Here is a 20397-nt window from a genome sequence, read left to right as displayed (position 1 = left end):
GGGATTCTCAGATGCGCGCGATGCGGATCAATCGCGGCGGCTGCAGCAGGGTCGGCAGGGCCGCGATGCGGCGCACCGCCTCGGCCATCACCGATTCGGCGACGGCGTGGGTGGTCAGCACAATCGGCACGCCCGCCTCGCCCTCCACCGGCTTCTGCAGGAAGCTGTCGATGGAGACGCCCGCCTCGGCCAGGGTCTCGGACACCGAGGCGATCACCCCGGGCACGTCCTGCACCAGCAGACGCAGATAGGCCCGGCCGAGGGTGTGGGCGGCGTCCACCGGGGTGAACGGCTTCAGCGCGCCGGCCGGCTTCTGGAACACCGGTCGCTGCGCGCCGGTCATCACGTCGGCGATGTCGGCGGCCACGGCGGCGGCCGTGGGGCCCGCGCCCGCGCCCGGTCCCTGGATGAAGATGCGGCCGATGCGCCGGCCCTCGATGAACAGGGCGTTCAGCGCCCCGCCGGCGCGCGCCAGCGGATGATCCAGCGGCGCCAGCGCCGGGTGCACGCGCACCGACACGCCGCCGTCGTCCGAGCGGGCGGTCGAGGCCACCAGCTTGATGCGATAGCCGAGGTCCTTGGCCAGGCGGATGTCGAGCAGCTCGATCTTGTCGACGCCCTCGATCTCCGCGGCGCCGAAGGTCGGCGCGCAGCCGAACGCCAGGGCGGCCAGGATGGTGATCTTGTGCGCCGCGTCGAAGCCGCCGACGTCCATGGTCGGATCGGCCTCGGCGTAGCCCAGGCGCTGGGCCTCGGCCAGCACGTCGGCGAACGAGCGGCCGCCGGCCTCCATCTCGGTGAGGATGTAGTTGCAGGTGCCGTTGAGAATGCCGGCCACGGCCACGACCTCGTCGCCGACCATGGCCTCGCGCAGCATCTTCACGGCCGGCGTGCCGCCCATCACGGCGGCTTCGAACAGCAGCGGCACGCCCTTCGATTCGGCGAGGGCGGCCAGTTCAGCGCCGTGCTCGGCGATCAGCGCCTTGTTGGCGGTGACCACCGGCTTGCCGGCCTTCAGCGCCGTCTCGACCGCGGCCTTGGCCGGGCCGTCGGAACCGCCGATCAGCTCGACGAAGATGTCGGTCTCGTCCGAGGCGGCCAGCGCCACCGGATCGTCGAACCACGGCAGGCTGGAGATGTCGAACGGGCGGGGCCGCGAGCGTGAGCGCGCCGAGACGCCGCTCACCCGGGCCGATCCGCCGGCCGGGGCGAAGCCCGGCCGCTCGGAGAGGAAGTTCAGCAGTCCCGCCCCGACGGTGCCCAGTCCTGCGACGCCGACGCGCCATTCTGATTTCGGTGAAGTCATGACGGGCGCAGCCTTACCCGGCATTGCCCGCCACGGGGAGCCCCCAAGTGGCTGCCTGACCCCCTATTCCACCGGTATCTGGTCGCGGACCTTCGAGAGAATCTGCCCCGACTGATCGAGGAACTTCTTCACGCTGCGGGCCGCCTGACGGATGCGATGCTCGTTCTCCACCAGGCCGATGCGCACATAGCCCTCGCCGTGCTCGCCGAAGGCGACCCCCGGGGAGACGGCGACGCCCGCCTCTTCGATCAGCAGCTTGGAGAACAGCATGGAGCCGGCCTCGCGGTACTGCTCGGGCAGCGGCGCCCAGGCGAACATCGACGCCGGCGGCGAGGGGATGTCCCAGCCGGCCCGCGCCATGGCGCTGACCAGGGTGTCGCGGCGCGACTTGTAGGTGGCGCGGATCTCGTCGATGCAGTCCTGCGGCCCGTTCAGGGCCGCGGTGGCCGCCACCTGGATCGGGGTGAAGGCCCCGTAGTCGAGGTAGGACTTCACCCGCGCCAGGGCCGAGCACATCCGCTCGTTGCCCACCACCATCCCCACGCGCCAGCCGGCCATGGCGTAGGTCTTGGACAGGGAGTTGACCTCGACGGCGATGTCCTTGGCCCCCTCCACCTGCAGGATCGACGGCGGCGGGTTGTCGTCGAAATAGATCTCCGAATAGGCGATGTCGGACAGCACCAGCATGTCGTGCTTCTTCGCCAGCGCCACGGCGTCCTTGTAGAACTCCAGGTCCACCCACTGCGCCTGCGGGTTGGACGGATAGCTGACGATCAGCACGCTGGGCGGCGGCGCGGAATTGCGCACCGCGCGGGAGACGCCGGCCAGGTATTCCTCCGGCGAGAGCGCCGGCACGTGGCGGATCACCCCGCCGGCCATGATGAAGCCGTAGGCGTGGATCGGATAGGCCGGGTTGGGGCAGATGATCACGTCGCCGGGGGCGGTGAGCGCCTGGGCCAGGTTGGCGAAGCCTTCCTTGGACCCCATGGTGGCGATCACCTCGGTGTCCGGGTTCAGCTTCACGCCGAAGCGGCGGTCGTAGTAGGCGGCCATGGCCCGGCGCAGGCCAGGGATGCCCTTGGAGGCCGAATAGCGGCCGGACTTCGGGTCGCGCGCCGTCTCGATCAGCTTGTCGACGATATGCTTCGGCGTCGGCATGTCGGGATTGCCCATGCCGAAGTCGATGATGTCGACGCCCTCGCTGCGCAGGCGGGCCTTGATGCGGTTCACCTGCTCGAACACGTAGGGCGGCAGGCGGCGGATACGGTGGAATTCGGGAGTCATGATGGCTCGGCCGCCAGATGCGGCTGTTGGGAGCTGGAATTGGGGCATGGATAGACCCCGACGGGACCTCTTCCAAGCCAGCTTAAGGCAGATTTCGCCCCCGGAGCCGCTTAGCGCGGCCGCGGAGGCGGCGTAGCTCGGTCCTTCAGCTGCCGGGCGAAGGCGGCGGTGTCGTCCGGCGTGGCCGGAGTCATCGGCGGCGGCGCCTCGGCCTCGCCGCGTGATTCGGCGGCGAAGCCGGAGGTCGAGCCGTCCAGGCTCCAGGTCCCGGGCGCCGTCTGGCGCTGCAGCGCCGCCCCGGACTGGCGGATATCCAGCACCGCGGCCTTCCATTCGGCCACGCCGCGGACGTCGGTCGGCATCTTCGGGATGGAGCAGAAGCTTGGAAAGCCCTGTGGGCGCTGCGCGGCCGCGACGATGTCCGGGGCCAGCCCGGGCGCGGGCGTCGCGCTGGCGGCCTGGGCCGGTCCGCACGCCGTCGCCGCCACCGCCGGCAAGGCGAGCAGCGTGGCCACCGCCCCGAGGCAGAGGCTTCGCGTCATTGAAAATTCGCGCGCGAGGGCTTTCATTAGACGCAAGGTCATAGGCCATGATGCGCCATAACGAAAGGGCGCAAGGGTTTGCGCCTTGGACGAACGAAGGGGCGCAAGGGTTCGCCCCACAGGGAGAACCAGGATGGCGAAAGCCGCGACGACGAAGGCCAAGGCCGCTGCCGAGAAAGCCGCGCCCAAGCCGAAGCCTGCGGCCGAGCCGAAGGCCAGGACCAAGGCCGTCGCCGAAGCTGCGCCGCCCAAGGCGAACGCGGCCAAGGTGAAGGCGGCCAAGGTCAGGGCCGGCAATGCTGGGCCGGCGAAGGTCGCCGCCAAGCCTGCGCCCGCCAGGCCTGCAGCGGTGAAGGTCGCCTCTAAGGCGACGCGCGCCGCCGAGGCCCTGACCACGCGTCCGGCCAAGGCGCCCGCCAAGCCGGCCGCGAAGGCGGCGGCGGCCGCCAAGCCAGCGCCGGAGCCCCGGCCCCAACCCGCGCCCCGCGCCGCCGAGCCGCCCCCCAGCGCCGGACCGCAGGCTGCGCCGCCGCCCTCCCCCGCCGAGGCCTTGAACCGTTTCGTCACCCCCGAGCAGCGCGAGGCGCTGGAGCGGATGAGCCTGAACCTGGCGCGCGCGGCGCTGACCGCCCAGGGCGCGATCGCCGAGGCGGCCCTGCGCCAGGCCGACCGGCCGGCGGCGCTCAGCCCCGACCCGTTCCACGTGGCGCCGGCGCTCAACGAGGTGATGGGGCGGCTGGCGGCCGAGCCCGACCGGATGATGCGGGCCCAGGCCGACCTCTTCAACCGCTACATGGAACTGTGGCGCGCCACGGCCCAGCGCGCCGCCGGGGATTCGGCCGAGCCGGTGGCGGCGCCGCCCAAGGGCGACAAGCGCTTCCTCGATCCGGACTGGTCGAACAATCCCCTGTTCGACGTCATCAAGCAGTCCTACCTGATCACCTCCGACTGGCTGAACAACCTGGTCGGCGGCGTGGACGGCGTCGAGCCGATGACCAAGCGACGGGTGGAGTTCTTCACCCGGATGCTGACCGACGCCATGTCGCCGTCGAACTTCCTGCTGTCCAATCCGGCGGCGCTGCGCGAGGCGATGGAGACCCGCGGCGAGAGCATCGCCCGCGGGATGGCCAACTTCGCCGCCGACCTGGAGCGCGGCGGCGGCCAGCTGTCGATCAGCCAGACCGACTTCGCCCAGTTCAAGGTGGGCGAGAACGTCGCCACGGCGCCGGGCAAGGTGATCTTCCAGAACGAGATCATCCAGATCCTGCAGTTCGATCCGACCACCGAGACGGTGTGCGAGATCCCGCTGCTGATCTTCCCGCCGTGGATCAACAAGTTCTACATCATGGACCTGCGGCCCGAGAACTCGATGATCCGCTGGCTGTCCAGCCAGGGCGTCACGGTGTTCGTCACCTCCTGGGTGAACCCGGACCAGCGGCTGGCCACCAAGACCATGGAAGACTACCTGCACGACGGCATCTACGCGGCCATCGATGCGGTGACGAAGCAGGCCGGGGTCAAGACGGTGAACACCGTCGGCTACTGCATCGGCGGCACCTTGCTGTCCTGCGCCCTCGCCCACATGGCCGCCAAGGGCGACACGCGGGTGGCCTCGGCCACCTTCTTCGCCGCCCAGCAGGACTTCACCGAGGCCGGCGACCTGCTGATCTTCACCAACGAAGACTGGCTGAAGGACCTGGAGACCAAGATGGACGCCGGCGGCGGCGTGCTGCCCGGCCAGACCATGGCCGACACCTTCAACGCCTTGCGCTCGAACGACCTGATCTGGTCGTTCTTCGTCTCCAACTACCTGATGGGCAAGGAGCCCAAGCCCTTCGACCTGCTGTTCTGGAACGCCGACCAGACGCGCATGCCCAAGACCCTGCACCTGTTCTACCTGCGCAAGTTCTACGGCGAGAACGCCCTGGCCAAGGGCGAGCTGGTGCTGGACGGCGTGAAGCTGAACCTGAAGGACGTGAAGACGCCGATCTACGTGCAGTCCTCCAAGGAGGACCACATCGCGCCGCTGCGTTCGGTCTACAAGGGCGCCAAGCTGTTCGGCGGGCCGGTGACCTTCACCATGGCCGGCTCCGGCCACATCGCCGGGGTGATCAACGCGCCCGCGGCCAAGAAATACCAGCACTGGACCAACAGCGCCCTGCCCGCCACCGTCGACGAATGGATCGCCGGCGCGGTGGAGCACCCGGGCTCCTGGTGGCCGCACTGGGCGGAGTGGCTGAAGGCCCGCTCCGGCAAGCAGGTCCCCGCCCGCGACCCGGCGAAGGGCCCGCTGAAGCCGATCGAGGATGCGCCGGGCAGCTTCGTGAAGGTGCGCTCGGACGCCGGCTGAGGGGCGCCGCCGGCCGCTATTGCCCCTCCGCGCAATCCACGATCGCGCCCTCGGGCGCCGGGAAGCGCGAAGTCCAGTCGGCCTCGAAGCCGTCGCGGAAGCGGCTGACGTCCTCGCCGTCCGCCGCCTGCATCACGCCGCGAAAGGCGTAGGCGGCGCCGGGGCGGCCGGCTTTCGGCGCCTCGAAGAACACCTCGATCATCGGCCGGTCGCTGCGGTTCTTCGGGTGCGCCAGGGTGATGACCGCGTCGGCGCACCAGTCGCTGCCGGAATCGATGCCCGGCCCCACCACGGTGCAGGGTCCGCCGCTCCAGGCGATCGAGCGGGCGTTGGCGCCCACCAGGGCCTTGAGCCACTGCTCGACGGTGCGCGGGTCGCAGCGCTTCAGATCGTAGTCGATGGCGGCCACCGGCGTCGTGCGGGCCGCCGCCGCCAGGGCGGCGTTGGCGACTCCCTTGGTGACTCCGGCCGCGTGTGCCGGACGCCCCCTGGCCGCCAGCGCGGGCGTCGTCGCCAGCATGGCCAGCATCAGGCCCAGCACGATCCTCATTCCCCGCCCTCCCATGGCGTGGGCGAGTTTAGGCCGGGATGAATTTCAGGGCGACGCCGTTGTTGCAGTAGCGCAGGCCGGTGGGGGCCGGGCCGTCGTCGAACACGTGGCCCTGGTGCCCCAGGCACTGGGCGCAGTGGTATTCCGTGCGCGGCACGCCGAGCTTCAGGTCGGTCTTCTTGGCCAGGGCGCCCGGCAGGGCGGTGTAGAAGCTGGGCCAGCCGGTGCCGCTGTCGAACTTCCACTGCGAGCGGAACAGCGGCAGGCCGCAGGCGAGGCAGGCGAAGGTCCCCTTGCGGTGCTCGTCGTTGAGCGGGCTGGAGAACGGACGCTCGGTGCCTTCCTGGCGCAGCACGTCGAACGAGGCCGGCGGCAGGCGGCCTTTCCAGTCGGCGGCGCTGAACCTGCGGAACGGCGAGGCGGCATAGCGATCCGGGCCGGCGACGGCGGCCGGCGCGCAGGCGGCGAGCGCACTGGCCGCCAGCAGCACGAACCGACGGTCGGGGCTGAAGCGGGTTGGGGCCGGGACGGCGGGGGAACGGTGGGACATGGGCGGGGACCTCCAGCCCTTATACGGGCGAGACCGTCCTCAGGTTACACGCCCCGCGCCGGAGACCGGCCGACGCCACACATAGTAGACGTCCGGCATGCGCTCTTCGTTGTCCTGGCCGTCGGTCAGGCGCTCGGCGGTGAAGCCGTGCTTCTCGTAGAAGGCGCGGGCGCGCGCGTTCTCCTGGAAGGTCCACAGGGCCAGTTCGGCATACTCCGCCTTGGCCAGGTCCAGCAGCTGGACGCCGAGGCCGCGGCCCAGCTGGTCGGCCGCCACGAACAGGTGGTTGATGAAGCCGGCGCGGAAGGCGATGTAGCCCAGGAACCGCTGGTCGTGCTCGGCCACCCAGACGTCGAAATCGTCAAACAGAGTGCCGCGGAAGAAGGCGCGGTCCTCGTCCGGCGTGTGCAGTTCCGGCAGGAACGGCAGGGCGCGGCGGACGGTGTCGCGGTAGAGCCGCGCCAGGGCGTCCATGTCGTAGAGCCCGGCGCGGCGCAGGATCAACGCCCGGCGGCCTCAAGACTGGCGCCCTGAAGCCCGGCGGCCTCCGGCAGGCCCAGCATCAGGTTCATGTTCTGCACCGCCGCGCCGGACGCCCCCTTGCCAAGGTTGTCGAGCAGGGCCACCAGGCGCGCCTGGCCGGCGTCGTCGGAGCCGAACACGAACAGCTTCATGCGGTTGGTGCCGTTCAGGCCTTCCGGCGCCAGGGTCTTCAGACTGGCCGATTCCGCCAGCGAGGCGACCTCGATGAACGGCTCGTCGCGATAGGCCTGGCAGAGCGCGGCGTGGATCTCCTTGATCCGCGGCGCCACCGGCAGCGCCTTCAGCTGCAGCGGCACCTCGACGATCATGCCCTGGGCGTAGCGGCCCACCGCCGGCGCGAACAGCGGCTTGTGCTGCAGCAGGCCATAGGCCTGCATCTCCGGCACGTGCTTGTGCTCCATGCCCATCGCATAGATGCGGTACGGGACCTCGGTGTAGGCCTCCGACGCCTTGTCCTCGAACTCCGCGATCATCCCCTTGCCGCCGCCGGAATAGCCGGAGATGGCGTTCACCGTCACCGGCCAGGTCTTCGGCAGCAGCTCGTCCTGCACCAGCGGCCGCACCAGGGCGATGAAGCCGGTGGGATAGCAGCCCGGATTGGAGACCCGGGTCGATGTGGCCACCGCCTGGCGCTGGGTCCGGCTCATCTCCGGAAAGCCGTAGGTCCAGCCTGGAGCGACCCGGTGGGCGGTGGAGGCGTCGATCACCCGCACGGTGTTGCTCTCGATCAGCGACACCGCCTCGCGGGCGGCGTCGTCCGGCAGGCACAGGATCACCGCGTCGGCGCCGTTCAGCATGTCGCGCCGGGCCGAGGCGTCCTTGCGCAGCGCCGGATCGATCGACAGCAGCTGCAGGTCGCGCCGGCCCTCCAGCCGCTGGCGGATCTGCAGGCCGGTGGTGCCGGCTTCGCCGTCGATGAAAACCTTGGGGGCCATGGTCACAGCTCCAGAGCGTGTCGAGAATGCGTCTCTTCCCCCCTTGGGGGAAGTGGCCCGGAGGGCCGAAGGGGGCTCCGGCGGAGCGCCGGCGCCGGCGTCAAGCTGGAGCCCCCTCCACCACTTCGTGGTCCCCCTCCCCCAAAGAGGGGAGGAGAAAAAAGAAGAAAGGCGCCTCGGTTGCCCGAAGCGCCTTTCCGCAAGCACGAGTTTTCGTGCGCGATTAGCGCTTCGAGAACTGGAAGCTGCGTCGGGCCTTGGCCTTGCCGTACTTCTTGCGCTCGACCACGCGGCTGTCGCGGGTCAGGAAGCCGTGCGGCTTGAGCAGCGGGCGCAGGCCCGGCTCGTAGTAGGTCAGGGCCTTGGAGATACCGTGGCGCACGGCGCCGGCCTGGCCGGACAGGCCCGAGCCCACGACCGTCACGTCGACGTCGAACTGGCCGAGACGGTCAGCCACCTGCAGCGGCTGGGCGATCATCATGCGCAGCACCGGACGGGCGAAGTAGATCTCCTGGTCGCGGCCATTGATGGTGATCTTGCCCTTGCCCGGCTTGATCCAGACGCGCGCGACGGCGTTCTTGCGCTTGCCGGTGGCATAGGCGCGGCCTTGCTTGTCGATCTGCGGCTCGCGGACGACCGCGGCCTGGACGGGGTTGGACGACAGGCTCTGCAGAGCCTCGAGACCGTGAGTGTCGCTCATGGCTTACTGGCTCCGGATGTTCTTGGCGTTCAGGCCCTTGAAGTCGATGACTTCCGGGTTCTGCGCTTCGTGCGGATGTTCGCCGCTGTTGTAGATCTTCAGGTGGGTCAGCTGCTTGCGCGCCAGGGGGCTTTCCTTGGGCAGCATGCGCTCGACGGCCTTCTCCAGGATCCGCTCGGGGAAGCGGCCGCTGAGGATGGCGCCCGCCTTGCGTTCCTTGATGCCGCCCGGATAGCCGGTGTGCCAGTAGTAGGTCTTCTGGTCCAGCTTGCGGCCGGTGAACTTCACCTTGTCGGCGTTGATCACGACGACGGTGTCGCCGCAGTCGACGTTCGGGGTGTAGTCCGGGCGGTGCTTGCCGCGCAGGCGCATGGCGATGAAGCTGGCCAGACGGCCGACGACGGCGTCCTGCGCGTCGACGACGATCCACTTCTTCTCGACATCCGCGGGCTTCAGGGAAGCCGTGGTCTTGGTGTTCATGTTCAATCCGTTGGACAGCGGGCTATCGCCCCTTGCGGAACGTCACCGGCGTGAGGCGCGGCAGGTACAGGGACCGCCGGCGCCTGTCAAGCATCCCGCGCGTACAATTCGTCACAACCCCTTGGGAATCAAGGGTTAGCGGGTAACGGTAAAATGGTACCGCATCACGCCCTGCGCGCCCGCCAGGCCAGGATCACCGACACCGTCAGCACCAGCACGGCCCCCGCCTGGTGCAGGATGGCCAGCCACAGGGGCACGCCGGTCATCAGGGTGGCGATCCCCAGGCTGGCCTGGAACAGCACCGCCAGCAGCAGGCCGGCGAAAAGAGAGCGCAGCGTGCCGGAGAGGTAGCGGGCGCGGATCGCCCGCACCGCCAGCAGCCCGGCGGCGACCAGCACCGCATAGGCCATCAGGCGATGGTTGAACTGCACGGCGGCCTGGCTGTGGGCGAAGGTCTGCCACGCGCCGGCGCCGGCGTAGTCGTCAGGAAACACCCGGCCGTTCATCAGCGGCCAGTCGTTGTCCACCAGCCCGGCCTGGTTGCCGGCGACCAGCGCGCCCAGCAGGCACTGGACATAGACGGCGGCCATCAGCGCGGCGCCGGCGATCGACCAGCCGTCCTGACGCCGGCCGCCCACCCGCGCCTGCCCGCTCCAGGCCTCCAGCCCGGTCCAGACTAGGGCGCAGAACAGGATCAGCGCCAGGCCCAGATGGGTCGCCAGGCGCTCGGGCGCGACGGTCACCCGCGCCTCCAGCCCGCTCTTGACCATCCACCAGCCAACCAGGCCCTGCAGTCCGCCGAGGGCGAACAGCACCACGCACCGCCAGACCAGCCGGGCCGGCAGCCGCCGCAACGCCAGGAACACGACGAAGGGAACCGCGAACACGGCGCCGAGCAGGCGCCCGAGCAGCCGGTGGCTCCACTCCCACCAGTAGATGAACTTGAAGTCGCCGAGGCTCATGCCCCGGTTGATCAGCCGATACTGCGGGGTGGCCTGGTAGAGGCGGAAGTTCTCCTGCCAGGCATGCTCGCTGAGTGGCGGCAGGGCGCCGGTCACCGGCTTCCACTGGGTGATCGACAGGCCAGAGCCGGTCAGCCGCGTCGCGCCGCCGACCACCACCATGGCGAACACCAGGAAGGCGGTGGCGAACAGCCAGAGCGCAACCGGCCGCGAGCGGCCGTCTTTCAGGAAGGAGGTCATTGCGGCCGGATCTTGCTCGCCGTCTTCACTCATGCGGCCCGTGGGGAAAGGCCGATCCTTCAGAACCTGCGACCCGCCGCCGCGAGGCGGAAATGGTCGGAGCGGCGGGATTCGAACCCACGACCCCTTGACCCCCAGTCAAGTGCGCTACCAGGCTGCGCTACGCTCCGATGCAGGGAGCGCCCTTATAGTGACGGCGCCCCGGGGGAGCAATGGCAATTGCGGGGCGATGTTCGCCGGTGACGGATGCGGCGAAACCGCCCGCTACGCTCCGCCCTTCAACAGGTGATCGATCCTTGCGCGGGCGGCTTCCAGATCCTGCAGGGCGACCTGCAGGCGCTGGCGGGCCTCGGGGGTCAGGTCCGGGCGTGAGAGCGGCGCGAACAGATCCTCGTCGATGGCCGGCAGCAACGGCGGCGGCGCGACCGCGCCCTCCGGCGCGTCGATCAGGCGGCGCAGCCCGTGCTCCTTGTGCAGCTTCTGCACGCCCTTGATGGTGTAGCCTTCGACGTGCAGCAGCCGGCGCACCGCCGCGAGCACCTGCAGGTCCTGGGGCCGGTAGAACCGCCGGCCGCCGGCCCGCTTCATGGGCCGGATGAACGAGAATTTGGTCTCCCAGAAGCGAAGGACGTGTTGGGGAACGCCCAGTTCGTCTGAGGCCTCGGAAATAGTGCGGAACGCCTCCGGGCCCTTGGCCACCGGCGGCTCCTTCTATCCCGCCAAGGCCCGGTCGATACGCGCCTTCATCACCTGGCTGGCCCGGAAGCCGATCACCCGGCGCGGATCGATGGCGGCCGCCTCGCCCGTCTTGGGATTGCGCCCGACGCGCTCGCGCTTGGCCCGCACCTGGAACACGCCGAAGCCCGAAAGCTTGACCGTCGCCCCGCGTTCGAGGGCCTCGGTCATCAGCCCGAGCGTGCGCTCCACCAGGGCGGCGCAGTCCTGCCGCGTCAGGCCCACTTCATCGTGGACAGCCTCGGTAAGGTCCGCCCGCGTCAATGTCTGCCCCTTCATGGGAGCCCCCATATTCCCCAACGCCGTCACCGTAGACGGCGCAATTTCCACGTCAAGTCAAAGACTTCAGGCCGCCCTATGAAATGCAGCCTAAAGACGGATGACCGCGGCGCCCCAGGTCAGGCCGCCGCCCATCGCCTCGATCAGCAGCAGGTCGCCCGGCTTGATCCGGCCGTCCGCCACCCCCTCGGCCCAGGCCAGGGGAATGGAGGCGGCGGAGGTGTTGGCGTGATCGGCCACCGTCGAGATCACCCGCTTCTCATCGATTCCCACGCGGCGCGCCACACCTTCCAGGATGCGCTGGTTGGCCTGGTGCGGGATGAACCAGTCGATGTCGGCCACCTCGACCCCGGCGGCCTTGGCGGCCAGCAGGATCGCCTCGGAGATGTTCACCACCGCGTGGCGGAACACCTGATTGCCCTGCATGCGCAGCTTGCCGACGGTGCCGGTGCTGGACGGGCCGCCGTCGACATACAGCAGATCCTGCTTGGCGCCGTCGGCGCGCAGGGAAAAGCCCAGCAGGCCGCGGTCGGCCGGCGTCCCCTGCCCTTCGCCGGGCTCGACGACCACCGCCCCGGCGCCGTCGCCGAACAGCACGCAGGTGCCGCGATCGGTCCAGTCCATCAGCCGGGTCATGGTCTCGGCGCCGATCACCAGGGCGCACTTCGCCTGCCCGCGGGCGACGAAGCCGTCCACGACCGCCAGGGCGTAGACGAAGCCCGAACACACCGCCTGCACGTCGAAGGCGATGCCCACCGGGCACCCCAGCTTGCGCTGCACCATGGTCGCGACAGCCGGAAACGTCAGGTCGGCGGTGGTGGTCGCGACCACGATCAGGTCGATCTCCGAGGGCGAACGCCCGGCGCGCTGCAGCGCCTGCTTCGCCGCCTCGACCGCCAGGTCGGAGGTGCTGACGCCCTCAGGCGCGCGATAGCGCCGGCGGATGCCGGTGCGTTCCCTGATCCACTCGTCGCTGGTGTCGACGACCTTCGCCAGATCATCGTTGGTGACCACCTCCGTCGGCAGATAGCCCCCGACGCCGGTCACGACACTACGCAGCATGCCACTCACGCGTTCGATCTTTCCCCAGGCTCGCCTTGAGCCGTGTCCGTCGGGGCGGCCGCCGCGCCGGCCCCAGGTTCTTCAGTCGCCCCGGCGGCGGCCGTCAGCCGCTTGAGGTTGCGATCGATCTCGGCGGCGAAATCGCTCTTGGCCAGGTCGGCCGCCAGCCGGATGGCGGCGGCGAATCCGCGGGCGTCCGCGCCCCCGTGGCTTTTGACTACAATCCCGTTGAGCCCCAGGAAAGGCCCGCCGCCGCCGGGATCGAGCCGATCGCGCAGACGGCGCAGGGCGCCCTGGGCGATGAAGGCGCCGATCTTGCCCATCAGGCTGCCGCCGATCGCCGCACGCAGCTCGGTGGAGAAGAACCGCGCCAGACCTTCCGCGGTCTTCAGGGCCACGTTGCCGGTGAAGCCGTCGGTGACGATCACGTCGACGGTCCCCTTGGCGATGTCGTCGCCCTCGACGAAGCCGCGATAGTCCATGTCGAACTGGGTGGCGCGCAGCAGGCGGTTGGCGCCCTTGACCTCCTCGTGGCCCTTGCCCTCCTCCGAGCCGACGTTCAGCACGCCGACGGTGGGGTGGGCCGAGCCGTGCACCGCGCGGTGATAGGCGGCGCCGAGGATGGCGAACTCCACCAGCCGCTCGGCGTCGCAGTCGATGTTGGCGCCCACGTCCAGCACCGCGGTGATGCCGCGCGAGGTGGGCCAGCTGGCCACCAGCGCCGGCCGCTCCATCTCGCCGATCATCCGCAGCTGCAGCAGGGATATGGCCATCAGGGCGCCGGTGTTGCCGGACGAGACGGCCGCGTGCGCCTCGCCCGCCTTCACCGATTCGACGGCGTTCCACATCGACGTGCCCTTGCCGCGGCGCATCGCCTGGGCGGGCTTGTCGTCATTGGCCACCACCCGCTCGGAATGGCGGACCTCCACCCGGCCCTGCAGGGCGGGCAGGCGGGCGATGGCGGCGGTCAGGGCGGCTTCGTCGCCGTGCAGCAGGAACCGGGCGTCGACGCCCAGCTGGCTGATCGCGCGCGCCACGCCCGGCACCACCACGGGAGGACCGTGGTCACCGCCCATGGCGTCGATGGAGATCACAAGAGGATCAGGCACGGCGGCGATGCGAACTCCTTGCGGCGTCCCGCCGAGACAAGTCGGCCGGACGATACAGCCGGGACCGCGCGATGCAAGTCGCGCCTGCCGGCGGGCTTCTAGGCCTTGTCCTCGTCCTTGGCCGCCCTGAGGGCGGCGAGGGCGGCGAACGGCGAGGACGGGCTCTCGTCCGGCGGCGGCTCGAACACCTCGCCGGGCTTGCGGGCAAAGGGATCGATGGCGAGCGACAGCTGCTCGACCACATAGTGCGCCACGTCGATGGCGTCGCCGTCGACCACGTCGGGCGGATCGTCGGCGTCGAGGTCCACCTCGACCTCGTCCTCCGGCGGCGGCGGCGCGTGCGGGCTGCCGGCGGGCACGAAGCGGATCAGCAGCGGCTCGTCGATCATCGAGTCGAACGGCTCCAGCGAGACGCCGCTGATCTGGGTGACGGTGGCCCGAAGGCGGCCGGTCATCTCCGCCCCGTCCAGCCAGGGCTTCAGGGCGAGGTCGGCCGTCAGGGATCCCAGCGCCTCCAGGCCGAGGTCGCGGGCCAGCGCCTTGCGGGTGGCCTCGTCGGCCTCGAGCCGAAGCTCCAGCGGGATGTCGCGCCAGCTGACCAGCCGCGACCAGCGGGGGGGCGGCGGTCTCATGCGCCCGGCCAGATCACGTCGCCGTCCGCGAGGGCGGCGGTCGGCTGCGCGGCCAGGGTCTCGCGGACCGCCCGGATGTAGCCCGCCAGCGGCGCGCCATCCGCGCCGCCCAGGGCCGTGCGCGAGGCGACGTCGGCCAGCGGCGCGGTGTCCGGCAGGGCGCGGAAGGCGGCGTCGTAGGCCTTGGCCCGGCCGTAGAAGGCCTCGCCGAGCTTGCGCATCTTCTTGCCCACCGACAGGTCGCCCACCCCCATCTCACGCAGGGCGCCGTCGAGGTCGCGGACATAGGTGTCGAACAGCGCCTGGCGCACGCCGGCGGCGTCGGGTTCGTCCTTCAGCCGGTCGATCAGCAAAATCACGTGCAGGGTCAGCATCTCGAAACGGCCCTCGACGGTGTCGGGGGCGCCGAGATCGAGGTACAGCTCAGGCAGCCGACCCTGCGCCACGGCCGATTCATGCAGCCGCCTGGCCGCCGTCTTGACGGGGCCTTTCGCCAGGAGCCGGTCGAACAGTGTCACCATTGCCTCTATTCCGCCCCAGGGGCGCGCCATTGACGCGCATTGCACTAGGCGGCCGGCGGCGATAGGTCAAAGGTCGCCTTCTCAAAGAGTCCGGATCGCCATGTTTCGAAAAGTCGCCTTTGCCGTCGCCGCCCTCTCGGTGCTGGGCGTCGCCGCCTGTGCGCCGACCACCACCTATCAGGGCTTTCAGGCCATCGACAGCAACCCGGCCGACGTGAAGGTGGGCGACGACACCCGCTCCACCGTGCTGGCCAAGCTGGGCACGCCCACCGCGACGTCCACCTTCGACAAGGACACCTGGTACTACATGGACCAGGTCGTGAACCGCACCTCGTTCTACAATCCGCGCATGTCGCGCCGCGACGTGGTGGCCATCAGCTTCGACAAGAACAGCGAACAGGTCGTCGACGTGCGCAAGTACGGCCTCGAGGACGGCAAGGTGTTCGCCTACAACAGGCGCGAGACCCCGACCCGCGGGCGCGAGATGACTGTGCTGGAACAGCTGCTGGGCTCGATCGGCGCCTCCGGCGTGCTGCCGCCCGACCAGAACCAGACCCCCGGCAGCCACCCCGGCGATCGTCCCTGACGGACTGCGACTGACGGCCTGGAGGGCGCGCGGCCGGCCCGGCCCCCTCCCCCGTCACCCGACCCCGAAAAGAAAACGCCCCGGAGCCGCAGCTCCGGGGCGTTCGCGTTTCCGCGGGTCTCGAAAGGCTAGTGGATCACCCCGTGGGCCAGCACCGCCAGCAGCAGCAGGGCCACGATGTTGGTGATCTTGATCATCGGGTTCACGGCGGGACCCGCCGTGTCCTTGTAGGGGTCGCCGACGGTGTCGCCGGTCACGGCCGCCTTGTGCGCGTCCGAGCCCTTGCCGCCGTAGTGACCTTCCTCGATCAGCTTCTTGGCGTTGTCCCACGCGCCGCCGCCCGAGGTCATCGAGATGGCGACGAACAGGCCGGTGACGATCACGCCCATCAGCATGGCGCCCAGCGAGGCGAACGCCTCGACCTTGGAGCCGGAGATCAGGCGGATGACGAAGAACAGCACCACCGGCGAGACCACCGGCAGCAGCGACGGCACGATCATCTCGCGGATGGCCGCGCGGGTCAGGATGTCCACCGCCTTGCCGTACTCGGGCTTGACCTCATAGGTCATGATGCCCGGGTTCTCCTTGAACTGGCGGCGCACCTCGGCGACCACGGCTTCCGCCGCCCGGCCCACGGCGGTCATCGACAGCCCGCCGAACAGGAACGGCAGCAGGCCGCCGAACAGCAGGCCGACCACCACGTAGGGGTTGGACAGGTCGAAGGCCACCGGACCCAGCTGGTCGAAGAAGCTGCCGGGCGTGGCGTTGGCCGCGAAGTACTTCAGGTCGGCGGTGTAGGCGGCGAACAGCACCAGGGCGCCAAGGCCGGCCGAGCCGATCGCATAGCCCTTGGTCACCGCCTTGGTGGTGTTGCCGACGGCGTCGAGGGCGTCGGTGGACACCCGCACTTCCGGCGGCAGGCCGGCCATTTCCGCGATGCCGCCGGCGTTGTCCGTCACCGGGCCGAAGGCGTCGAGGGCCACGATCACGCCGGCCAGGGACAGCATGGTGGTGGTGGCGATGGCGATGCCGTAGAGGCCCGCCAGGTTGAAGGCGATCAGGATGCCGGCGATGATCACCAGCGCCGGGGCGGCGGTGGATTCCAGGCTCATGGCCAGGCCCTGGATCACGTTGGTGCCGTGACCGGCCACCGAGGCCTTGGCCACCGACTTCACCGGACGGAAGCCCGTGCCGGTGTAGTACTCGGTGATCACCACGATGGCCGCGGTGACGCCGAGGCCGACCAGGCCGCACCAGAACAGGGTCAGGCCGTTGAACGACACGCCCCCGCTGGTGGTGACGGTGTCGGGCACCATCTTGGTGAACACGAAATAGAGCGCGATCGCCGACAGCACGCCGGTGACGATCAGGCCCTGGTACAGGGCGCCCATGATGTTCTGCGACTTGCCGAGGCGCACGAAGAAGGCGCCGATGATCGAGGTGATGATGCAGGCGCCGCAGATGGCCAGCGGCAGCAGCATCATGGTCGCGGCCCCGCTGCCGGCGAAGTAGATCGACGCCAGCACCATGGTCGCCACGGTGGTCACCGCATAGGTCTCGAACAGGTCGGCGGCCATGCCGGCGCAGTCGCCGACGTTGTCGCCCACGTTGTCGGCGATGGTGGCGGCGTTGCGCGGGTCATCCTCCGGGATGCCGGCCTCGACCTTGCCCACCATGTCACCGCCCACGTCGGCGCCCTTGGTGAAGATGCCGCCGCCCAGACGGGCGAAGATGGAGATCAGCGAGGCGCCGAAGCCCAGGGCCACCAGGCTGTCGACCACTTCGCGGTCGGTGGGCGCCTTGCCCAGCGGACCGGTGAGGATGAAATAGTAGACCGACACGCCCAGCAGGGCGAAGCCGGCCACCAGCATCCCGGTCACCGCGCCGGAGCGGAAGGCCATCGACAGGCCCTTGGCGAGGCTTTCCGACGCCGCCTGGGCGGTGCGCACGTTGGCGCGGACCGAGATCAGCATGCCGGCGAACCCGGCCAGGCCCGACAGCACCGCGCCGATGGCGAAGCCCGCCGCGGCCAGCGGGCCGATCAGGAAGAACACCGCGACCAGGATGACCAGGCCGACGATGCCGATGGTGGTGTATTGACGGTTCAGGTAGGCCTGAGCCCCTTCCTGAATGGCCGCGGCGATTTCCTTCATACGGTCGTTGCCGGCCGAGGCGCGCATCAGCGATGCGGACTGGACGGCGCCGTAAGCCACGGCGAGCAAGCCGGCGAGTATCACCAGCATTAAGACATTCATTCTAAGCGCCCCTCACTCTTTATTGCGCTCCGGATCATCCAGCGCCTTGGCGCCGTGTCCGGGCGTGTTTTCCCTGCCTTGGGTAGGTGAGACGCCCGGTCGGCGCCTCAAAGACGGCGCAAGCTTCCACAAGCTCTTGCGCCGCGCAAGCCGCGGCAAGGTTCGCTTAAGGGTCAGCGCGCGTGGGGCGAACGCGGCTTGGGTAGACCGGCGTGCTGCTTGGCCTGCTCGGACAGGATCGACACCGAGGCGATCTGCCCGGGCCCGGCGATGGCCGTCGCGTCGGCGTAGAGCGACGCCTTCAACTTGCCGTCGTCGAGCTGGGTGTAGTCGTCGTAGCGGGTGAAAGGCGCGCGATGCGCCGCGCGCACGAGGGCGTCGCGGAAATAAGGCTCCTTGGACTGCAGCTTCGGCGCGTTGGCCCCGGACGTCAGGTTCACCCGCACCGAGACGAACACATAGTTGATGATCCGCCCGTCCAGCACCACCGGCAGGGCCACCGGCGCCAAGTCGACGTACTGGCCTGTCCCCGGCTTCTTGGCTTCCTCCGCGGCCTGCGAGGGCGCGGCGACCAGGGTCAGGGCGACGGCGGCGAGAGCGGGGACGAGTCGGCGCATGCCTTCACCCTGAGCCGCGCCGGTTGCGCAAAGGTTTCCGAGCGTCGGAACCCGGTCAGCGGGTGACCAGCAGCATGGCGAAGCCGTCGTGGCCCTTGGCGCCGACGGTCTGCACCGCGGTCGCCAGCACGCGCGGCTCGGCGGCGATCATCGCGTTCATCCGGCGCACGCCGATCACGTTCGGATCGCGGCTGTCCGCGTCGGCGACCGCGCCGCCGCGCACCACGTTGTCGACGATGATCAGCCCGCCCGGCCGGGTCAGGCGCATCGCCCAGGCGAAATAGTCCGGGTTGCTGGGCTTGTCGGCGTCGATGAACACCATGTCGAAGGGCCCCTGCCCCTCCACGCCCGGCAGGCTGTCGATCGCCCGGCCCACGCGCACCTCGACCCGGTCGGCGAAGCCGGCGCGGGCGATGTTGCCGCGGGCGACCTCGGCGTGGCGCGGATCGAACTCCAGGCTGATCAGCCGGCCGTCCGCCGGCAGGGCGCGCGCCAGCCAGAGGGTGGAATAGCCCCCCAGGGTGCCGATCTCCAGGATCCGCCGCGCGCCGATCGAGCGCGCCATCAGCTCCAGCATGCGCCCCTGGTTGGGGGCCACGGCGATCGCCGGCAGGCCCGCGGCGTCGCTGGCCTCGAGCGCCGCCTGCAGCGCCGCGTCGGCCGGCACGAGCGCTTCGACCAGGTAGTCGTCGACGGCGGTCCAGAGCGGCTGGTCGGTGCGGGGCATGTCGCGGCTCCTCTAGAAGTGCCGCCAGCCGGCGGCCTGCACGTCGACCGTCTGGCCGCCATCGGTGACGATCACCCCCTCGCCCTCGGCGAAGGCGCCGATCTCGCTCAGGGGCACCCCCGCGGCCCGCGCCGCATCGATCAGGGCGGCGACCGCCTCGGGCGGCGCCGCGCAGACCACCTCGTAGTCGTCGCCGCCGGTGGCCGCCGCCAGCCGGTCGGCCCGGACGATCGCCGGGTGCAGCGGGATGGCGTCCAGGGCCAGGGTCAGGGACAGGCCGCTGGCCTTGGCCAGATGGCCCGCATCGGCCACCAGGCCGTCGGAAACATCGGCCGCGGCGCTGGCGTGCGCGCGCAGGGCCGGGGCGAGCGCCAGTCGCGGCTGCGGCAGGCGGTAGAAGTCGCTGAAGGCGCCGTCAGGATCGGCCAGACGGCCCTGCCGCGCCGCCAGGCCCAGCCAGCCCTTGCCGATCTGGCCGCTGACCAGCAGCCGGTCCCCGGCCCTGGCCCCGCCGCGCCGCACCAAGGCGCCCGCCGGAACCCATCCCAGCAGGGTCGCGGCCAGGGTCAGCGGTCCGGGCGTCGAGACGGTGTCGCCGCCCAGCAGGACGAGGTCGAACGCCGCCCCGTCCATCTCCAGGCCGCGGGCGAAGACCGCGCGCTCGGCCGGCCCGCAGCGCGGCGACCAGGCGGTGGTCAGCAGGTAGCCGTAGGGCTCGGCGCCCTTGGCGGCGAGGTCGGACAGGTTCACCCGCAGCAGCTTGCGCGCCACGCTGTCCAGCGGATCGTCGGGCAGGAAGTGCACGCCTTCCACCAGGGCGTCGGCCGTCAGCACCAGGTCGAAACCCGGCCGCGACGGCAGCACCGCGGCGTCGTCCAGCAGCGCCAGGGCCTCGGGCGCCCCGCGCGTCAGCGGGCGGTAGAGCCTGGCGATCTCGGCGAACTCGCCGCCGCCCGGCCCCGCGCCGCCGGCGTCACCCCCGGACATCGCGGGCGATGGCGTCCAGCGCGCCGTTGACGAAGCCCGGTTCGGAGCCGTCGAAGAACGACTTGGCGATCTCGACATACTCGTCGATGGCGACCTCGGTGGGCACCTCGGCCAGACGCATCAGCTCGTAGGCGCCGGCGCGCAGGATGGCGCGCACCGTGGCGTCGATGCGTTCCAGCTTCCAGCCCTCGGCCAGCCGCTTGATGATGGCGCGGTCCACCGCCGCCTGGTCGGCGACCACGCCGCGCACCAGGTCGCCGAAGAACGCCTCGTCGGCCTCGGCCAGGCGCACGTCATCGATGTCGCGGTCGAAGCGGTGATCGGTGAATTCGCGCACCACCGCGTCGGCGCCCACCCCGGACACCTCCATCTGATACAGCGCCTGCACGGCGGCGAGGCGGGCCACGGAACGGGCCTGGCGGCCGGACTTGCTCATCGGAAAACA

At 70.3% G+C, this 20397-nt stretch carries 23 protein-coding genes and 1 tRNA gene; 2 read left to right on the top strand and 22 right to left on the bottom strand.

Annotation, left to right across the window (positions count from 1 at the left end; genetic code table 11):
• Positions 1 to 7: 7 nt before the first annotated feature.
• The 3 genes from ACO2Q3_RS07280 to ACO2Q3_RS07270 all read right to left on the bottom strand — a co-directional run bounded on the left by ACO2Q3_RS07280 (position 8) and on the right by ACO2Q3_RS07270 (position 3132).
• Positions 8 to 1306 carry a homoserine dehydrogenase gene (locus ACO2Q3_RS07280; protein WP_423305893.1) on the bottom strand — a complete coding sequence of 433 codons (1299 nt, stop codon included), beginning with the start codon at positions 1304 to 1306 and terminating at the stop codon, positions 8 to 10.
• Between the two features lie 63 nt (positions 1307 to 1369).
• Positions 1370 to 2590 (bottom strand): LL-diaminopimelate aminotransferase, encoded by a 1221-nt coding sequence (locus ACO2Q3_RS07275; RefSeq protein WP_423305892.1) that lies wholly within the window; start codon positions 2588 to 2590, stop codon positions 1370 to 1372.
• Between the two features lie 110 nt (positions 2591 to 2700).
• Positions 2701 to 3132, bottom strand: a complete 432-nt coding sequence (locus ACO2Q3_RS07270; RefSeq protein ID WP_423305891.1) for a hypothetical protein — start codon at positions 3130 to 3132, stop codon at positions 2701 to 2703.
• Between the two features lie 595 nt (positions 3133 to 3727).
• Here ACO2Q3_RS07270 and phaC point away from each other — a divergent pair.
• Complete coding sequence (phaC, locus tag ACO2Q3_RS07265) at positions 3728 to 5482, top strand: class I poly(R)-hydroxyalkanoic acid synthase (RefSeq protein ID WP_423306922.1); 1755 nt, start codon at positions 3728 to 3730, stop codon at positions 5480 to 5482.
• Positions 5483 to 5498: 16 nt separating this feature from the next.
• On the opposite strand, the gene ACO2Q3_RS07260 is transcribed toward phaC, so the two are convergent.
• The 14 genes from ACO2Q3_RS07260 to ACO2Q3_RS07195 all read right to left on the bottom strand — a co-directional run bounded on the left by ACO2Q3_RS07260 (position 5499) and on the right by ACO2Q3_RS07195 (position 14780).
• Positions 5499 to 6032, bottom strand: coding sequence for a hypothetical protein (locus ACO2Q3_RS07260; protein ID WP_423305890.1), 534 nt, complete (start codon positions 6030 to 6032; stop codon positions 5499 to 5501).
• A gap of 28 nt (positions 6033 to 6060) precedes the next feature.
• Positions 6061 to 6582 carry a peptide-methionine (R)-S-oxide reductase MsrB gene (gene msrB / locus ACO2Q3_RS07255; RefSeq protein WP_423305889.1) on the bottom strand — a complete coding sequence of 174 codons (522 nt, stop codon included), beginning with the start codon at positions 6580 to 6582 and terminating at the stop codon, positions 6061 to 6063.
• Between the two features lie 39 nt (positions 6583 to 6621).
• Positions 6622 to 7086 carry a GNAT family N-acetyltransferase gene (locus ACO2Q3_RS07250; RefSeq protein ID WP_423305888.1) on the bottom strand — a complete coding sequence of 155 codons (465 nt, stop codon included), beginning with the start codon at positions 7084 to 7086 and terminating at the stop codon, positions 6622 to 6624.
• Complete coding sequence (gene argC, locus ACO2Q3_RS07245) at positions 7083 to 8066, bottom strand: N-acetyl-gamma-glutamyl-phosphate reductase (protein WP_423305887.1); 984 nt, start codon at positions 8064 to 8066, stop codon at positions 7083 to 7085. The genes ACO2Q3_RS07250 and argC overlap by 4 nt, the downstream gene beginning before the upstream one ends.
• Positions 8067 to 8283: 217 nt before the next feature.
• A complete protein-coding gene (gene rpsI / locus ACO2Q3_RS07240; RefSeq protein WP_423305886.1) occupies positions 8284 to 8760 on the bottom strand; it encodes a 30S ribosomal protein S9 in 477 nt (158 codons plus the stop codon).
• A 3-nt stretch (positions 8761 to 8763) separates the two neighbouring features.
• Positions 8764 to 9240, bottom strand: coding sequence for a 50S ribosomal protein L13 (gene rplM / locus ACO2Q3_RS07235; protein ID WP_423305885.1), 477 nt, complete (start codon positions 9238 to 9240; stop codon positions 8764 to 8766).
• A gap of 164 nt (positions 9241 to 9404) precedes the next feature.
• Positions 9405 to 10442: a COX15/CtaA family protein gene (locus ACO2Q3_RS07230; protein ID WP_423305884.1), complete on the bottom strand. Its 1038-nt coding sequence runs from the start codon at positions 10440 to 10442 to the stop codon at positions 9405 to 9407.
• 93 nt (positions 10443 to 10535) lie between these two features.
• Positions 10536 to 10612 (bottom strand) — tRNA-Pro (locus ACO2Q3_RS07225).
• 94 nt (positions 10613 to 10706) lie between these two features.
• Complete coding sequence (locus ACO2Q3_RS07220) at positions 10707 to 11141, bottom strand: MerR family transcriptional regulator (protein WP_423305883.1); 435 nt, start codon at positions 11139 to 11141, stop codon at positions 10707 to 10709.
• Positions 11142 to 11153: 12 nt separating this feature from the next.
• The gene (locus tag ACO2Q3_RS07215; RefSeq protein ID WP_423305882.1) at positions 11154 to 11456 is read right to left on the bottom strand and encodes an integration host factor subunit alpha; all 303 of its coding nucleotides are present in this window, start codon (positions 11454 to 11456) and stop codon (positions 11154 to 11156) included.
• A 90-nt stretch (positions 11457 to 11546) separates the two neighbouring features.
• Positions 11547 to 12518, bottom strand: a complete 972-nt coding sequence (locus ACO2Q3_RS07210) for a beta-ketoacyl-ACP synthase III (RefSeq protein ID WP_423305881.1) — start codon at positions 12516 to 12518, stop codon at positions 11547 to 11549.
• A gap of 5 nt (positions 12519 to 12523) precedes the next feature.
• The gene (gene plsX / locus ACO2Q3_RS07205) at positions 12524 to 13627 is read right to left on the bottom strand and encodes a phosphate acyltransferase PlsX (protein ID WP_423305880.1); all 1104 of its coding nucleotides are present in this window, start codon (positions 13625 to 13627) and stop codon (positions 12524 to 12526) included.
• Positions 13628 to 13725: 98 nt separating this feature from the next.
• Positions 13726 to 14259 carry a YceD family protein gene (locus tag ACO2Q3_RS07200; RefSeq protein WP_423305879.1) on the bottom strand — a complete coding sequence of 178 codons (534 nt, stop codon included), beginning with the start codon at positions 14257 to 14259 and terminating at the stop codon, positions 13726 to 13728.
• Entirely contained in the window at positions 14256 to 14780 is a 525-nt protein-coding gene (locus tag ACO2Q3_RS07195) for a ubiquinol-cytochrome C chaperone family protein (protein ID WP_423305878.1), read from the bottom strand. The genes ACO2Q3_RS07200 and ACO2Q3_RS07195 overlap by 4 nt, the downstream gene beginning before the upstream one ends.
• Before the next feature lie 100 nt (positions 14781 to 14880).
• On the opposite strand from ACO2Q3_RS07195, the gene ACO2Q3_RS07190 reads away from it, so the two are divergent.
• Positions 14881 to 15366: an outer membrane protein assembly factor BamE gene (locus tag ACO2Q3_RS07190; RefSeq protein WP_423305877.1), complete on the top strand. Its 486-nt coding sequence runs from the start codon at positions 14881 to 14883 to the stop codon at positions 15364 to 15366.
• A 128-nt stretch (positions 15367 to 15494) separates the two neighbouring features.
• On the opposite strand, the gene ACO2Q3_RS07185 is transcribed toward ACO2Q3_RS07190, so the two are convergent.
• The 5 genes from ACO2Q3_RS07185 to nusB all read right to left on the bottom strand — a co-directional run bounded on the left by ACO2Q3_RS07185 (position 15495) and on the right by nusB (position 20388).
• A complete protein-coding gene (locus tag ACO2Q3_RS07185) occupies positions 15495 to 17621 on the bottom strand; it encodes a sodium-translocating pyrophosphatase (protein WP_423305876.1) in 2127 nt (708 codons plus the stop codon).
• 173 nt (positions 17622 to 17794) lie between these two features.
• Entirely contained in the window at positions 17795 to 18238 is a 444-nt protein-coding gene (locus ACO2Q3_RS07180; protein WP_423305875.1) for a hypothetical protein, read from the bottom strand.
• A 55-nt stretch (positions 18239 to 18293) separates the two neighbouring features.
• The gene (locus ACO2Q3_RS07175; protein ID WP_423305874.1) at positions 18294 to 18965 is read right to left on the bottom strand and encodes an O-methyltransferase; all 672 of its coding nucleotides are present in this window, start codon (positions 18963 to 18965) and stop codon (positions 18294 to 18296) included.
• A gap of 12 nt (positions 18966 to 18977) precedes the next feature.
• Entirely contained in the window at positions 18978 to 20030 is a 1053-nt protein-coding gene (thiL, locus tag ACO2Q3_RS07170; RefSeq protein ID WP_423305873.1) for a thiamine-phosphate kinase, read from the bottom strand.
• Positions 19939 to 20388: a transcription antitermination factor NusB gene (gene nusB / locus ACO2Q3_RS07165; RefSeq protein WP_423305872.1), complete on the bottom strand. Its 450-nt coding sequence runs from the start codon at positions 20386 to 20388 to the stop codon at positions 19939 to 19941. Before nusB ends, thiL begins: the two co-directional genes overlap by 92 nt.
• Positions 20389 to 20397 lie beyond the last annotated feature (9 nt).

This window comes from Caulobacter sp. KR2-114 (genome assembly GCF_049446115.1).
Lineage (GTDB): Bacteria > Pseudomonadota > Alphaproteobacteria > Caulobacterales > Caulobacteraceae > Acaudatibacter.
This window is presented reverse-complemented; position numbering and strand designations above follow the sequence as displayed.

Excerpts from the sequence above, each read along its gene's own strand:
- ACO2Q3_RS07280 (WP_423305893.1), bottom strand. The coding sequence starts at position 1,306 with ATGACTTCACCGAAATCAGAATGGCGCGTCGGCGTCGCAGGACTGGGC.
- rpsI (WP_423305886.1), bottom strand. The coding sequence starts at position 8,760 with ATGAGCGACACTCACGGTCTCGAGGCTCTGCAGAGCCTGTCGTCCAAC.
- ACO2Q3_RS07215 (WP_423305882.1), bottom strand. The coding sequence starts at position 11,456 with ATGAAGGGGCAGACATTGACGCGGGCGGACCTTACCGAGGCTGTCCAC.
- ACO2Q3_RS07190 (WP_423305877.1), top strand. The coding sequence starts at position 14,881 with ATGTTTCGAAAAGTCGCCTTTGCCGTCGCCGCCCTCTCGGTGCTGGGC.
- ACO2Q3_RS07210 (WP_423305881.1), bottom strand. The coding sequence starts at position 12,518 with ATGCTGCGTAGTGTCGTGACCGGCGTCGGGGGCTATCTGCCGACGGAG.
- ACO2Q3_RS07230 (WP_423305884.1), bottom strand. The coding sequence starts at position 10,442 with ATGACCTCCTTCCTGAAAGACGGCCGCTCGCGGCCGGTTGCGCTCTGG.
- thiL (WP_423305873.1), bottom strand. The coding sequence starts at position 20,030 with ATGTCGAGATCGCCAAGTCGTTCTTCGACGGCTCCGAACCGGGCTTCG.
- ACO2Q3_RS07185 (WP_423305876.1), bottom strand. The coding sequence starts at position 17,621 with ATGAATGTCTTAATGCTGGTGATACTCGCCGGCTTGCTCGCCGTGGCT.
- ACO2Q3_RS07175 (WP_423305874.1), bottom strand. The coding sequence starts at position 18,965 with ATGCCCCGCACCGACCAGCCGCTCTGGACCGCCGTCGACGACTACCTG.
- ACO2Q3_RS07275 (WP_423305892.1), bottom strand. The coding sequence starts at position 2,590 with ATGACTCCCGAATTCCACCGTATCCGCCGCCTGCCGCCCTACGTGTTC.
- phaC (WP_423306922.1), top strand. The coding sequence starts at position 3,728 with ATGAGCCTGAACCTGGCGCGCGCGGCGCTGACCGCCCAGGGCGCGATC.
- ACO2Q3_RS07195 (WP_423305878.1), bottom strand. The coding sequence starts at position 14,780 with ATGGTGACACTGTTCGACCGGCTCCTGGCGAAAGGCCCCGTCAAGACG.
- rplM (WP_423305885.1), bottom strand. The coding sequence starts at position 9,240 with ATGAACACCAAGACCACGGCTTCCCTGAAGCCCGCGGATGTCGAGAAG.
- ACO2Q3_RS07270 (WP_423305891.1), bottom strand. The coding sequence starts at position 3,132 with ATGACGCGAAGCCTCTGCCTCGGGGCGGTGGCCACGCTGCTCGCCTTG.
- ACO2Q3_RS07180 (WP_423305875.1), bottom strand. The coding sequence starts at position 18,238 with ATGCGCCGACTCGTCCCCGCTCTCGCCGCCGTCGCCCTGACCCTGGTC.
- msrB (WP_423305889.1), bottom strand. The coding sequence starts at position 6,582 with ATGTCCCACCGTTCCCCCGCCGTCCCGGCCCCAACCCGCTTCAGCCCC.
- ACO2Q3_RS07200 (WP_423305879.1), bottom strand. The coding sequence starts at position 14,259 with ATGAGACCGCCGCCCCCCCGCTGGTCGCGGCTGGTCAGCTGGCGCGAC.
- ACO2Q3_RS07260 (WP_423305890.1), bottom strand. The coding sequence starts at position 6,032 with ATGAGGATCGTGCTGGGCCTGATGCTGGCCATGCTGGCGACGACGCCC.
- nusB (WP_423305872.1), bottom strand. The coding sequence starts at position 20,388 with ATGAGCAAGTCCGGCCGCCAGGCCCGTTCCGTGGCCCGCCTCGCCGCC.